Annotated in this window: 13 protein-coding genes; 3 read left to right on the top strand and 10 right to left on the bottom strand. The window is 50.9% G+C overall.

Features of this window, described 5'->3' with window-relative positions:
* Positions 1 to 6 precede the first annotated feature (6 nt).
* On the bottom strand, positions 7 to 1,647 hold the full coding sequence (gene groL / locus HQN60_RS00260) for a chaperonin GroEL (RefSeq protein ID WP_173531807.1): 1,641 nt from the start codon (positions 1,645 to 1,647) through the stop codon (positions 7 to 9).
* Positions 1,648 to 1,733: 86 nt separating this feature from the next.
* On the bottom strand, positions 1,734 to 2,018 hold the full coding sequence (locus HQN60_RS00255; RefSeq protein WP_173531806.1) for a co-chaperone GroES: 285 nt from the start codon (positions 2,016 to 2,018) through the stop codon (positions 1,734 to 1,736).
* Between the two features lie 307 nt (positions 2,019 to 2,325).
* On the opposite strand from HQN60_RS00255, the gene HQN60_RS00250 reads away from it, so the two are divergent.
* Entirely contained in the window at positions 2,326 to 2,826 is a 501-nt protein-coding gene (locus HQN60_RS00250) for a TlpA disulfide reductase family protein (RefSeq protein WP_173531805.1), read from the top strand.
* A gap of 340 nt (positions 2,827 to 3,166) precedes the next feature.
* Here HQN60_RS00250 and ltaE read toward each other — a convergent pair whose 3' ends face one another.
* Positions 3,167 to 4,195 carry a low-specificity L-threonine aldolase gene (ltaE, locus tag HQN60_RS00245; RefSeq protein WP_173531804.1) on the bottom strand — a complete coding sequence of 343 codons (1,029 nt, stop codon included), beginning with the start codon at positions 4,193 to 4,195 and terminating at the stop codon, positions 3,167 to 3,169.
* 308 nt (positions 4,196 to 4,503) lie between these two features.
* Here ltaE and bioA point away from each other — a divergent pair, with 308 nt between their 5' ends.
* A complete protein-coding gene (gene bioA, locus HQN60_RS00240) occupies positions 4,504 to 5,835 on the top strand; it encodes an adenosylmethionine--8-amino-7-oxononanoate transaminase (protein WP_173531803.1) in 1,332 nt (443 codons plus the stop codon).
* 18 nt (positions 5,836 to 5,853) lie between these two features.
* Positions 5,854 to 7,419, top strand: coding sequence for a cyclic-di-GMP receptor FimW-related protein (locus HQN60_RS00235; protein WP_173531802.1), 1,566 nt, complete (start codon positions 5,854 to 5,856; stop codon positions 7,417 to 7,419).
* A 332-nt stretch (positions 7,420 to 7,751) separates the two neighbouring features.
* On the opposite strand, the gene HQN60_RS00230 is transcribed toward HQN60_RS00235, so the two are convergent.
* From HQN60_RS00230 to HQN60_RS00200, 7 genes are all read right to left on the bottom strand, one after another.
* Positions 7,752 to 8,702: a tyrosine recombinase XerC gene (locus tag HQN60_RS00230; protein ID WP_217390182.1), complete on the bottom strand. Its 951-nt coding sequence runs from the start codon at positions 8,700 to 8,702 to the stop codon at positions 7,752 to 7,754.
* On the bottom strand, positions 8,699 to 9,412 hold the full coding sequence (locus HQN60_RS00225) for a DUF484 family protein (protein ID WP_173531801.1): 714 nt from the start codon (positions 9,410 to 9,412) through the stop codon (positions 8,699 to 8,701). The genes HQN60_RS00230 and HQN60_RS00225 overlap by 4 nt, the downstream gene beginning before the upstream one ends.
* Before the next feature lie 15 nt (positions 9,413 to 9,427).
* Positions 9,428 to 10,258, bottom strand: a complete 831-nt coding sequence (gene dapF, locus HQN60_RS00220) for a diaminopimelate epimerase (protein WP_173531800.1) — start codon at positions 10,256 to 10,258, stop codon at positions 9,428 to 9,430.
* Between the two features lie 145 nt (positions 10,259 to 10,403).
* Positions 10,404 to 10,835 (bottom strand): CoA-binding protein, encoded by a 432-nt coding sequence (locus tag HQN60_RS00215; protein ID WP_173531799.1) that lies wholly within the window; start codon positions 10,833 to 10,835, stop codon positions 10,404 to 10,406.
* A 16-nt stretch (positions 10,836 to 10,851) separates the two neighbouring features.
* Complete coding sequence (locus HQN60_RS00210) at positions 10,852 to 11,235, bottom strand: Rid family detoxifying hydrolase (RefSeq protein ID WP_173531798.1); 384 nt, start codon at positions 11,233 to 11,235, stop codon at positions 10,852 to 10,854.
* Positions 11,236 to 11,833: 598 nt separating this feature from the next.
* Positions 11,834 to 13,045, bottom strand: a complete 1,212-nt coding sequence (locus HQN60_RS00205) for an ammonium transporter (protein ID WP_173531797.1) — start codon at positions 13,043 to 13,045, stop codon at positions 11,834 to 11,836.
* Between the two features lie 304 nt (positions 13,046 to 13,349).
* The gene (locus tag HQN60_RS00200) at positions 13,350 to 13,916 is read right to left on the bottom strand and encodes a flavin reductase family protein (protein ID WP_173531796.1); all 567 of its coding nucleotides are present in this window, start codon (positions 13,914 to 13,916) and stop codon (positions 13,350 to 13,352) included.
* Positions 13,917 to 14,217: the final 301 nt, after the last annotated feature.

The raw sequence follows: 14,217 nt of genomic DNA, 5'->3' as shown, positions 1-14,217 counted from the left end.
TGGGTATTACATACCCATGCCGCCCATACCACCCATGCCGCCCATATCTGGCATGCTTGGAGCGTCGTCTTTTGGCAATTCAGCAATCATGCAATCAGTCGTCAACAACAAACCAGCCACAGAAGCTGCGTGTTGCAAGGCTGAGCGCGTTACTTTAGCTGGATCGAGTACACCCATTTCAACCATGTCGCCGTATTCGCCAGTGGCTGCGTTGTAACCGAAGTTACCTTTGCCTTCCAATACTTTGGCAACGACAACGCTAGGCTCGTCGCCGGCGTTTTGTACGATTTGGCGCAATGGCGCTTCGATGGCACGTAGCACGATTTTGATACCAGCATCTTGATCAGCGTTTGAGCCTTTCAATTCAGTGATGGTTGAGCGTGCGCGGAGCAATGCCACGCCACCGCCAGCCACGATGCCTTCTTCAACCGCAGCGCGAGTTGCATGCAATGCATCTTCTACGCGGGCTTTCTTCTCTTTCATTTCCATTTCAGTGGCAGCACCAACCTTGATCACCGCAACACCGCCAGCCAATTTGGCTACGCGTTCTTGCAGTTTTTCACGATCGTAGTCGCTGGTTGAAGCTTCAACTTGTTGACGAATCGTCGCAACACGCGCTTTGATCGCTTCTTCTTGGCCTGCGCCATCGATGATGGTGGTGTTTTCTTTACCCACTTCGATGCGTTTAGCTTGGCCGAGCATCGACAATTCAGCTTTTTCTAGCGTCAAGCCAACTTCTTCAGCAATCACAGTACCGCCAGTCAAGATCGCGATATCTTCTAACATGGCTTTACGACGGTCACCAAAGCCAGGGGCTTTAACAGCAACAGTTTTCAAGATGCCACGGATGTTATTGACCACCAAGGTAGCCAGTGCTTCGCCATCCACGTCTTCAGCAACGATAAGCAATGGACGGCCAGCTTTAGCTACGCCTTCCAAGATCGGTAGCAAGTCACGGATGTTGCTGATTTTTTTGTCGAACAACAGCACGAATGGGTTGTCGAGCAAAGCGATTTGTTTTTCTGGGTTGTTGATGAAGTACGGGCTCAAGTAGCCACGATCAAACTGCATACCTTCAACCACGTCCAATTCATCTTCCAAGCCTGAGCCGTCTTCAACGGTGATCACGCCTTCTTTACCCACTTTTTCCATTGCAGCAGCGATTTTTTCGCCGATGATTTCGTCAGAGTTCGCCGAGATCGAGCCAACTTGGGCGATTTCTTTGCTCGTGGTGCATGGTTTAGAGATGTTTTTGAGTTCAGCCACCAAAGTGATCACGGCTTTGTCGATACCGCGCTTCAAATCCATTGGGTTCATGCCAGCAGCAACGTATTTCATGCCTTCTTGCACGATGGCTTGCGCCAATACTGTTGCAGTCGTGGTGCCGTCACCGGCGATGTCAGAAGTTTTAGAAGCCACTTCTTTCACCATTTGTGCGCCCATGTTTTCGAATTTGTCTTTCAATTCGATTTCTTTGGCAACAGAAACACCGTCTTTGGTGATCGTTGGTGCGCCGTATGAACGCTCAAGCACCACGTTACGGCCTTTAGGGCCCAAAGTCACTTTAACGGCATTGGCCAATACATTCACACCAGCAACCATTTTTGCGCGAGCGCTATCGCCAAACATTACTTCTTTTGCAGCCATTTTTTATTCTCCAATCATTATGTAGGGTGGATGAGCGCTGGCTTTGCCTGCGCGTAATCCGCCGAATTTTCGGAATTACTTATGTCTTATTCAACAATCGCGAAGATTTCTTCTTCGCGAACAACGATGAGTTCTTCGCCGTCAATTTTTACGCTTTGTGCGTATTTACCGAGCAATACTTTGTCGCCAACTTTAACTGTCAGCGCTTGAACGCTACCGTTTTCCAATACTTTGCCAGCACCAACAGCAACCACTTCACCCATGTCTGGTTTTTCAGCGGCGCTACCAGCGAGCAAAATGCCTGATGCAGTTTTAGCTTCAGCTTCAACACGTTTGATGACCACACGGTCGTGCAATGGACGAATTTTCATGGGTTTAAAACTCCTGAGTATTGAACAGTCGTTAGAGGTATAAATTTGTTTGTACAAGCAGGTGTTTAGCACTCTACTTGCCTGAGTGCTAAATGGTAGGGGCGAGGCGCAGCTTTTTCAAGAGCTGGCACTGTTTTTTTTATTGCGTCACGCTGAGCAGCGCGCGATTGGGGGGATGGGGCTGGGCCGTAAAAAAATCAATGCAAAGCATGCTATACGTTAAGGCGTTTTCCATTCAAAATGGCGCATTGTTTTTCAGTTGAAATGCCAAATGCTCGGTACTTTGGTCAAATTAAGGATGCTGTGAATGAAACTGGGTTTCAAAATTGCGCTCTCTGCGGCACTGATCGGTGCGGCAGCGTTAGTGTTTAATGCTTTTAGCGCCGCAGAAAAAATGCCGCTCAAGCAAACCATGACCACCATGGCCGGCAAGCCGATTCAAATTGCCGATTATCAAGGCAAGGTGGTGCTGGTTAATTTTTGGGCCACCAGCTGCACCGGCTGTATCGCCGAGATGCCCGGATTGGTGGCCGCGCAAAATAAACTGGGTAAAGACAAATTGATCACCATCGCGGTGGCGATGAGTTATGACAACCCAACGTATATTGAAAATTATTTAGCCAAAATGCCGCTGCCTTTTGAAATGGTGTACGACCAAAGTGGCGAGATTGCGCGTGCTTTTGGTGAGGTGCAATTAACCCCAACGTCGTTTTTACTCGACCCGAAAGGGCGGTTGATTAAAAAAATCGTGGGTGAGATCAGTGAGCAGCAATTGATTGATATTGTGAATGAGGCGCATGGCGCCTAGTTGGCCGAGTGCTGCGAGATGTAAAAAAATGGCGCGAAGTGATTCGCGCCATTTTTATGGCTATCAAACGTCAACAGACGAGTCAATGTGCAGATTTAGTGCTGATTGTGGTCAGAGTATCGCGGCATTCCCTCTCCCTTGATGGGAGAGGGTTAGGGTGAGGGTGATACAACGAAGTGCATTTTTTTAAGCTCAACACCCCCATCCCAGCCTTCCCCCATCAAGGGGGAAGGGGCTAGAGTCGATCTATTCAAACGCGTGCAATTAAAAATATCAACACTAAATCCAAAAAAAGACCCAGACCATTGGGTATCTTGATCTAATCTTTTTTTAATATGACTTAGCGAGCAATACCCGCCTCAATTGCTTGGCTGACGCGAGCGAGATCGGCTTCTTCAATTTGCCAGTGCGTTACCAAACGCATGGCGCCGTGCTCCGGTGGATTGGCTTTAATATTGGCATTGGCCAAGCTTTGCATTAGCTTATCGACATCAATCTCGCGGCTAAAGTTAAACCACACCATATTGATTTGCACCGAATCCAGATCGATGACAATGCCGTCAATTTTGGCCAATTGCGCGGCTAATAATTTGGCGTGGCGATGATCGTCCGCCAAACGCGCAGTCATTTCATTGAGTGCCAATAAACCGGGCGCGGCCAATACACCAACTTGGCGCATGCCACCGCCGAGCAATTTGCGTTTTTTACGCGCTTTGGCAATCAGCGCATGGCTGCCAGCCAAAATCGAGCCGACTGGCGCAGCCAAGCCTTTGCTTAGGCAGCACATCACGCTATCGCAATACTGGGTGATGGCTTTGACATCCACTTGTAAAGCGCTGGCGGCATTAAATACCCGCGCGCCATCTAAATGCACCGGCACGCCTTCGGCTTGTGCCACTTGCCAAATTTGCTGCATGGTCTCTAGCGCAATCACCCGGCCATTGGAATGGGCATTTTCGACGCAAATTAACGCGGTTTTAGGCTCGTGAATATCCACGCCATGGCGGATTTTTTTGCGGATTTTTTCGGCATTCATCGTCCCTAAATCACTGTCGATGGTTCTGAGCTGCACGCCACTAATCAAGGCGGCACCGCCAACTTCATGCCAAACAATATGACTATCGTCGCCAACAATGACTTCATCGCCCGGTTGGCAGTAACTCAAAATGGCCAATTGATTGCCAAAAGTACCGGTCGGGACAAATAAGGCCGCTTCTTTGCCGAGGCGCTCGGCCGCTGCCGTTTCCAGTGCAATCACCGTTGGGTCGTCGCCATACACGTCGTCACCGACAATGGCCTCGGCCATGGCAGTACGCATGGCAGCAGTAGGGTGGGTGACGGTATCGCTGCGTAAGTCGAGAATTTTCATCAGAAAGGCCAGAGTGAAACAGAGGAGTGCCTCAGTCTAAAGTTCGCCGCGCTGTGGCGTCAATCATTCTGGCCACGCGTGGGGGATGAATAATTACACTATTTAAAAGTTGTTGATACTCGGGTTTTGCAAACCGTAAGTGCGGGTTGAGGCTTAAGACATGGCCCGACAAGGCGTTGAGTCATGCTTTGAGTTGACTTGCGCCACTAAGCAAATCGTCTTGGTGCGCTGGGGCTAGGTCAACAGCGTTTAAGGCGGGGCAGGGGTGATACTGTTAAAATACTGGAATTGAAATTTTAGGTTTTGTTATGACTGAGCAAGCACTTGCACCTCACGCCAATCAAGCGTTACTCAATCGCAGTTTGGCGGCGGTTTGGCATCCCTGTACCCAAATGAAACGCCATGAAAGTTTGCCGCTGATTCCCATTGCCCGTGGCGATGGCGTTTGGCTGTATGACGCCGATGGCACGCGTTATCTGGATGCGGTATCGAGTTGGTGGGTGAATTTATTTGGTCATAATCAACCGCAAATTAAAGCGGCGATTACGCAGCAAATGGATCAGCTCGAGCACGTGATGCTGGCGGGTTTTACCCATGAGCCGGTGGTGGCGTTGTCTGAGCAATTGGCGGCGTTGACCGGTTTGGGCCATGCTTTTTACGGCTCGGATGGCGCGTCGGCCACCGAAATCGCCCTCAAAATGGCGGCGCATTATTGGCGTAACTTAGGACTGCCCGCCAAAAACCGCTTTGTGTATTTGCAAGACAGCTACCACGGCGAAACGATTGGTGCGTTATCGGTGACCGATGTGCCGATTTTCCGTCAAGCTTACTCGCCCTTGGTGCGTGACAATTTTGCCGTGCAAAGCCCCGATGCTCGGCAAGCCCAGCCCGGGCAAACTGCGCGCGATGTGGCGTTGTGGGCGATTGAAGACTTGGCCCGGGTATTGGCCGCGCATCATCACGAGATTGCCGCCTTGATTGTTGAGCCTTTGATTCAAGGCGCAGCGGGCATGGCGATGTACGATCCGATCTATTTACAACAAGCACGTGCGCTGTGTGATCAGTATCAGGTGTTATTGATTGCCGATGAAATCGCCGTTGGCTTTGGCCGTACCGGTACGATGTTTGCCTGCGAGCAAGCGCAAATCAAGCCCGATTTGATTTGCCTTTCTAAAGGCATTACTGGGGGGTATTTACCGCTAGCTGCTGTTTTATGTAGTGATGCGGTCTATACTGCCTTTTATGCTGATGAAACAGCCAGAGCTTTTTTGCACTCGCATTCATATACCGGTAATCCATTGGCTTGCGCTGCCGCGTTGGCGACGTTGGCGATTTTTCGCGATCAAGACGTGATTGCGCAAAATCAGCGTAAGGCCGCCGAGTTTAATCGCATTTTTGCACCACTGGCCGCGCATCCACGTGTTCGGCATTGGCGAAATTGTGGCATGATTTGGGCTTTCGAAATTGCTGACGCTCCGGCGCAATTTGCCACGCTTTTCTTTACTGAAGCCTTAAAAGAAGGCTTGTTATTGCGACCGATTGGTCATACGGTTTATTTTATGCCGCCGTATATTATGACGGCAGAAGACGCTCAATTTCTGCTAGCAGGCACGCTCAAAGCCTTGGCGCGCTGCTGCTAATCACCGAGCTTACTGTTTATGCCGTTATTTCTGACTTTACCTGATTTTGATCCTAAATTGGCGCGCTCTGTGGAAACTAATCCGCAGCAGCTGCGGCAATGGCTGATTGCTTTGCCGGTTGGCAATGTGCAAGAAGCTGGACGAATGCTGCTCGATGCTTTGTCGACATTAAATCGCATTAAGTTAGAGCCCGAAGAGCGGGTTAAATTACTGCAAGAATATCAAAACTCTCTGGACATGCTGACCGGCGCTTTTGAGTCGGCCTATGCTTCACCCGGCTTGCCAATGAAAGAGTCCGCACGGCAAGCGGCGCAGCTGGCGTTGAATTTATGGTGTGAAATTGCTTTGGGTTGGAAGCTGGCGTTAATGGATAAAGTGGAAAAAAAATTCACTTTTTTCACTTCGTCCAAAATGCTGCCGGTGCTACTGCAAGCGGTAATGTATAGCTTTTGGCGGGTTTACCAAGTATGCAGCCGGCTGTTTCAACCGATGCCCAGCGGCATGTGGGCCGAGATTCATCAGGTATTTCGTTATGCGGCGGAAAATCGCTTTTTAGATGAGCGCAAAACCGACAATCCCAAAGAAAAATCGGCCCGACCGCTTGCCACTTTATATAAGCAAATCTTATTGCTGGCCTTGGCCGATCCGCAGCGATTTTCTGGCGCTGAGCTGGATAAAATCATTGAAATCATCGACGGCTATGCGATGTATGCGCACTTTCAGCCAGTGAGTAAATTAAATTCTAGTGCCGGGTTTTTCTTGGTCGAGTTAGAGCTGGATCAGCCGCCGCATTTTGTTGGCAATCGCTCGCTTGAGCAATTGCCCGGTCAGTCGATTTTGATTGATACCATTGAGCTGGCCAAAAAACTGCATAAAGCCGAAATGAATGTTGAGGCCAAAGTACCGCTGGCCAATGATAGGCAAAAAGTACAAATGTGGTTAGAAATCCTGCGGCGGGTGATTCGGCAATGGAGTATTTCGCCGCAACGGCTGTATCAACGGATTCCTGCGCAAAGTTTGGTCGAAGTGGCGCTGGGGTTTCAGGCCACCGTACAGCAATTGAATGATGGTTTGCCGCTGAGCGCGGATAACACGGCCGACGTTGCCGAGCAATTAGCGGCGATTGGTGATTTAGAGCGCCGCGTGATGCCGTGGCAAGTGGTGAATGAAAGCCCCGGCGGATATGCCATCTTGGCGCGCGATTTGCCGACCGAGTTGGCTAAACCCGGTGAAGTGGTGGCGATTCGTGCCAATTGCGGCCAGAGCTGGATGGTGGCGTCGATTCGCTGGTTGCAACAACGCCATGACGGGGCGACCGAAATGGGCTTGCAAGTGATGAGCGCTAAGGCGCAACCGGTGTTGATGCGGCCAATGCAAAGTGGCGCCGTCAATCAAGTGGCGATTTTGCTGCCTGCCATTGCGGTGTTGCAGCAAGCGCAGCGCATTATTGCGATTAAGGGTAGCTATACCCCGCTGCGTGAATTTATGCTGCTCACCGCAGAAGGCGTCAGCATTAAAATTCGCAGCGCGAAATTGATCGAGCAGCAGATGGGGTATGACTTATTTGAATATACCAGTGCCTGACTGGGGCGATGTTTAGATTACGTGTGGAGGGTGATACAACGAAGTGCATTTTAATTCAACACCCCCATCCCAACCTTCCCCCATCAAGGGGGAAGGCGCTGCAGTCGATCTACTCAAGCACTGGTGATCTAAGCGATCAACAAATTTGAAAACAGTCAAAATAATGGCAAAATTTAGATTTGGTCTTGATGCTGAGCGCGCTCGGGTCTCTGTCGCGGACTGCGACTGTAAAACAATCTGCCGCAGGCACTTAAAACCATCAACACGTAATCTGAGTATTGCCTAAATAATCAATGTATATCGATGTAGGCTAAGATTTTTTTAGCTTGGAGCTAGATACCCTCAGTATCTTTGTCCGCCATCTTGGCTCTCGGGTGCGCTTTGTCGTAGCTTTCGGCTAAATGCTGGAAGTCTAAATGCGTGTAAACCTGCGTGGTGGCGATGCTGGCGTGGCCGAGTAATTCTTGTACGGCGCGTAAGTCACTCGACGATTGCAATAAATGGCTGGCGCAGCTGTGGCGGAGTTTGTGCGGGTAGAGTGGTTCAGTCAGACCGAGTTTTTCTTGCCACTGCCGTAGCCGCAATTGCACCGCGCGTGGGGTGAGCGGTGTGCCTTTATTGCTAACAAAAACGGTTTGTGAGTTGGGGTGAGCCAATTGCGTGCGAATCAATAGCCAGCGGCGAATCGCTTCTACGGCCATTTTACCGATTGGCACCAGCCGCGTTTTATTGCCTTTACCGGTCACCGTGGCCATGCCATGCAATAGATCGAGCTCAATCAGCTTGAGTGACACCAGCTCACTCACTCGTAAACCCGATGAATACGCGAGTTCAAAAATAGCTTTGTCGCGTGAGGCCAGTTGGTCTTCATCGGGCATGTGCTCTAAAAACCCCACCACATCATCGACATTCATTGCCGACGGCAAAGCTGGGCGATGCTTGGGGGCTTTGACGCCTTCAACTGGATTACTCGACCAATGAAAGTCGCGGCACATCAGCCGATAAAAAGCGCGCCACGCCGATAAGGTGCGCGCAATAGATCGCCCCGACAAACCGCGACTGGCCAATTGCCGCACAAACCCGCGCACCTCTAACGGGCTGAGCGACGCTAAATCGCGCGCGCCAACACTATCGGCCAATAGCTGTAAATCATGCTGGTAGGCTTGGTGCGTATGGGCGCTGGCGGCTTTTTCGCCGTGTAAATAGCGAAAAAAATGCGCGAAATGCGATGCCGTTTCGGGGTGTTGCTGCGCTATGTTCGTCGGGCGGCGAATCGGTTTCAAGTCAGTTCGGCCTCGACTTCGGCGGCGATTACCGTGTCGCTATGGTTCAGTATGGCTTGTGCCGGAACCACGCGGCGAATCACGGCGGAAACCAATTCGGCTAAACGTTGTAAGTACAGCGTGCCCATTTCCGGATAAAAGCGCTCAGAATCAGGGCTGGCCAACACCAAAATCCCAAACGGCAACTCGCCAGTGCGCAGCGCGCATTGGGCAAAAGATTTCAGATCGCCCGTTTCCAGCGCAAACCAATTTAATACATCATCGGTCACATACGGCCCGCAATACGGGCAGTTTAGATTGTCGACCAGTTTATGAATGCTGTCCTCGACGGGGGTAAATTCCAGCAGATTGGATTCAATATTGGGCAGCCATAAGCGCAGCGCCAAATGTGGCACCGCAAAGCGGGCTTTGAGGTGGTATTCCAAAGTGCCGATAATGCTCGGCAAGTCTTCGGCTTTCATTAAATCGACCGTGAGCTGGTGCAGCATGTCCGAGATATGGTCGTTTTCGATACCAAATTGCAGCAATTCACCTAGGCGCGCTTCGAGTAAGCGATTTTTATCGCGCAATGTGAGTAATTGTCGCTCAGCCAATGAAACGGCCTGACCGCGATGATGGTGCGGGACATAGATTTCGGCTAAAGCGTCGGCAAATTCGTCAAAAAAAGCGGGGTTTTGTTGTAACCACTGTACGACTTCATTGGCTTGCATATCAATATCCTTAGGTTAAACCTCAATCGTGCCGGCAAAGACGGTCACAGCCGGACCGGTCATCAGGACGGGATGCGTATCGCCCGCCCAGCTAATGGTTAAATCGCCACCTCGGGTATGCACAATCACCGTGGCGTCGAGTAAACCACGGCGTATGCCGGCAACGACAGCGGCGCAGGCGCCAGTGCCGCAAGCCAGCGTTTCGCCCGCCGCGCGCTCAAACACCCGTAGGCGAATTTCATTGCGGCTTAAAATCTGCATAAAGCCGGCATTCACTTTTTGTGGAAAGCGCGGGTGGTTTTCAATCAAAGCGCCATGCAGCGCCACTGGTGCGGTATCGACCGATTCCACCACTTGCACCGCATGCGGATTGCCCATCGACACCACGGAGATATCGTAAACCTGACCATCGACAATCAAAGGATCAATCATCGCTTCATTGGGGGCGATAAACGGGATGTCTTCGGGGGCAAAGCGTGGCGTGCCCATATTGACGGTGACATTGCCATCGAGCTCAAGGCGCGGGTAGATCACGCCTTTGGCGGTTTCCACAGCGATTTCGGTTTTGTCGGTTAAGCCTTGCTCAACCACAAAGCGCGCAAAGCAGCGTGAACCATTGCCGCATTGCTCGACTTCGGAGCCATCGCAATTAAAAATGCGATAGCGAAAATCGATGCCCGGCGTAGTGCTGGCTTCAACCAGCAGCAATTGATCAAAACCAATGCCAAATTGCCGATGACCAAGCTGCGCAATTTGTTGGTGACTGAGTGCCACGGTTTGGCGCACGCCGTCGATCACCATAAAGTCATTCCCGAGGCCGTGCATTTTGCTGAAGTTGAGTTTCATGATTTTGGCGATATTTTAAGGTGTGCTAAGGCTACGCTGAGCCTGCCTGTCAGTGCAAGCTTGTTGAAATAGAATAATGAAAAATGCGGCGAAATCGGCGGCTGGCCGCGGCGGCATGGCTTTAAAAAGCGTTGCGCCGCTTATTTTAAAGCATTCTTTCAGGAAATAAACGCTGATATTCGGTCATTAAACAGCGATCCATCACGATGCACAGCCCCGCCGCTTGGGCGCGTAAGGCGGCGGCTTCATCCACAATCCCTTTTTGCAACCAGATCAGCTTGATGCCCAAGGCAATCGCTTGATCTACGACGTCGCCGACGATTTCGCTGCGCACAAACACATCCACACAATCGATGGGCGTGGTGACGTCACTGAGTTGTCGATACACCACCGCGCCTAAAATCTGCGCCTGAGGCTTGGCGGTGATCGGAATAATGTCAAAACCCCAAGTTTGCAGCCGCTGGCTAACGATATAGCTGGCGCGCTGCGGCTTGTCCGACAGCCCAACGACGGCAATGGTGCGCGTCATGTGCAGCAAGGCTTTAATTTGGGCGTCGGTTGGGTTTTGGAATGGCATCTTGATAGCTTGAGTTTTAGTTGCTTAAAACCATAACGGCATCGGCTTCAACCAATGCGCCTTTGGGTAGCGCAGCGGCTTGAACTGCCGCGCGCGCTGGAAAAGGTGCGCTAAAGTATTCGCTCATAATGGTATTGAGCTGGGCAAAGTTGGCCAAATCCACCACAAAAACGCCCAATTTGACGATATCGGATAAATCGCCGCCGGCCGCTTGGCAAACCGCGCGTAGATTTTGAAATACACGATGCGCTTGCGCTTCAAAGCCATCGAGCAAGACGCCTGACGCTGGATCAAGCCCAATTTGGCCGGATAAATACACGGTGTTGCCTACTTTTACCGCTTGCGAATACGTGCCAACAGCGGCGGGGGCTTGCTCGGAATGAATAATCGATTTGCTCATTTGGAGCGCTCCTAGAGAGAGGGAAAATCGCCCGCTGCAGCGGCGGCGATGATATTTAGTGGGGTTTATTTGGAGAGTTTACTGCAATTTGACTTGATTTTGACAGCGCTCGGTGTAGTAAAAACATTGAGCCGACATCGCTGTCGGCTCAAGGCTGGTAGGGCAACTTCGGTTCAATCCTGTATCAAGACCACGTTGGCGCAATAGATATTAATGAGGTATAGCTTTGTTTATTAATGATCATCTCAGTCATGGCTCAATACCCCATGGTGAAGTGGCGTTGTTTAGATTACGTGTTGATCGTTTTTTAAGTGCCTGCGGCACATTGTTTTACAGTCGCAATCCGCGACGGGGACTTACTTTCTTTGCGTCGCCAAAGAAAGTAAGCAAAGAAAGGCGACCCGAGCGCGCATCGGTCCCCGATGCCCTCGATTGTCGTGAGCCAAACGATAAAACCGTTTGTCTCACTTCGCACTCGGTGCGCTTGAACGGGATTTTAAGCCCCAGCTCGACGAGCGCGGCACAGCATTAACACAAAATCTGAACATTGCCGGTGAAGTTGCTTCAATCGCCCAGCCAGTGAACCAATCTCAACGCCTTAGTTGTCTTTATCAAAAAAATACGCCCGCTCGCCGTGTAAGGCTTCGTCGAGGCCTTCTTCTTCCTCGGCTACGCTCACGCGTGGTTTGTGGATTAATTTCATAATCACCCAAGTAATGGCAAAGGAATACACCGCCACTAACACCACGGCAATCAATTGAATAATGAATTGATGCAAGCCGCCGCTCACGTCGTCAATCGCGTGGTTGGCTAAAATCCCCACCAACAGTGACCCCGTCACACCGCCCACACCGTGCGCGCGAAAGACTTCGAGTGCGTCGTCGTATTTAAAGCGCGATTGCAAGGTCTTAGCAAAGTAGCATGCCGTGGCACCAATCGCGCCAATCAATACTGCCGCCCAAGGCTCGACATAGCCTGCTGTTGGCGTAATGGTGGCTAAACCGGCGACGCCACCGACTAAAACGCCAGAAAAACTCGGTTTGTCTTCAAAGCGCCAAGCGAGCATGAGCCAAACCACCATCGCTACCGCGCCGGCTACTGCCGTGTTGACAAAGGCATACGCAGCCAAGGCATTGGCGGCATACGCGCCACCGGCATTAAAGCCAAACCAGCCAAACCACAATAAACCCGCACCCACGGCCACCAGCGGTAAGCTGCTGGCTTCAGGCTGGTCATCGGGCGCAATATCGCGCTGCCCCAAAAACATCACTGTGGCCAAGGCGGCAAAGCCAGCTGAGGTATGCACCACAATCCCGCCTGCAAAGTCGATGACGCCGAGTTTGGCCAAAAAGCCACCACCCCAAATCCAGTGCGCCACGGGGATATACACCAAGAGCATCCACAGCACGATAAATTTGAGATACGCCTTAAAATCAAAGCGCTCGGCAAACGCGCCAGTAATTAGTGCTGGCGTGATGATGGCAAACATCATTTGATAGGCAAAAAACATAATAAACGGAATCGATGGCGCGTAATGCGGGTGAGGCATGCCGCCAATGCCGCTAAAGCCAAAGTAAGTTAAATCGCCAATCACACCGCCGACATCGGGACCAAAGGCCAAACTAAAACCGCCAAAAATCCACACAATCGAAATCACCCCCATGGAGATGAAATTTTGCATCATGATCGACAGCATGCTGCGGCTGCGAGTTAGCCCGCCATAAAACATGGCCAGCCCTGGCGTCATCAGGCACACCATCGCCGTACATAAAATGATAAAGGCGGTATCGCCGGTATTAATGAGGTACATGCTGCTCTCCTATTTACGATTGATTCGCTGGGCAACAACGATGCCGCGCTGGACCACTGCCTTGTGGCCTCGGCTGCTGACGGCTGCTTAGATTATGGTACAGCGCACTTGAAACTGCTGGCTTGGGCTAATTGTAATCTTGTAGATTGCTTGGTGAAATAAATTAAGACCGTAATTATTGCAATTAATGATTCAATGCTTTTTGATTGCGTAATTAAGTAGAGCGATGCGCGGGACGAAAAAAAACCGCAACGGCGTGAGTGCGGTTGCGGTTTGTTGGATGAGGTTGCAGCGGTATGGCGATTTAGGGGCGCTTATTGGCGTTGATCGCATACGGCTCGGGGTGAACGCGGCCATTGTGTAGTAGGTCATCGGCGGCATAGATATGCACAATTTCAATCAGCAATAAATCGGCGGCAATCGGTTGGCCGACTTCGATATGCTGCATTAAACGCCCTTCGAGAGCGACGGCGCAATTTTCGATACGCGGGGTTTTTACGGCTTGTGAGGCGGCAAACATCAAGCCGAGTGCATCAATTTGCGCTTGGTTCGGTGGGGTGCTCGAACCCGTGGCGTGTACTGCCGGCGCATGATCGTGTGAGGGAATATGAATCACGCAATCGCCACCATTGAGTAGATTTTGCGCGGTGTCTTTTTGCTCGTTCAAACCGCTTTGATCTTGGCGGCGATTGACACTGAGCGACACAATCAATGGCTCGCTACTGACAATATTAAAATAAGAAAACGGCGCGATATTGATGCTGCCATTGGCATTGGTGCTGGTCACCCAAGCAATTGGCCGTGGTACCACGCAGTCAGTAATCAGATTGTATTTTTCACTTGGCGAGAGCGCCGTAACAGGCCATTCCATTATTTAATCCAGTGGTATATGGCGCTAGCCATTGATTATTAATTGTTAGGTGAATATACCCAGATGTTCAACCACAGGCAATTGGCTTAAGCCGCAAATAAAGCCAAGCGCATGGTGGCGTTCACTTAAAAAATCTTTTTGACGCAGAGGCGCAGAGACGCGGAGCAAAACCAAAGCAAAACCAAAGCAAAACCAAAGCAAAACCAAAGCAAAACAAGACCAAGTCGCCGCTTCACACGTCGTGTTTACACGCGGTTTGAACCCTGAGTTGGTTTTTCTCTGCGCCTCTGCGTCTCTGCGT

Source organism: Deefgea piscis, from assembly GCF_013284055.1.
In the GTDB taxonomy this organism is placed as follows: Bacteria; Pseudomonadota; Gammaproteobacteria; order Burkholderiales; family Chitinibacteraceae; genus Deefgea; species Deefgea piscis.
Note: the sequence above shows the minus strand (reverse complement) of the source record. Positions and strands in the feature narration are given on the sequence as shown.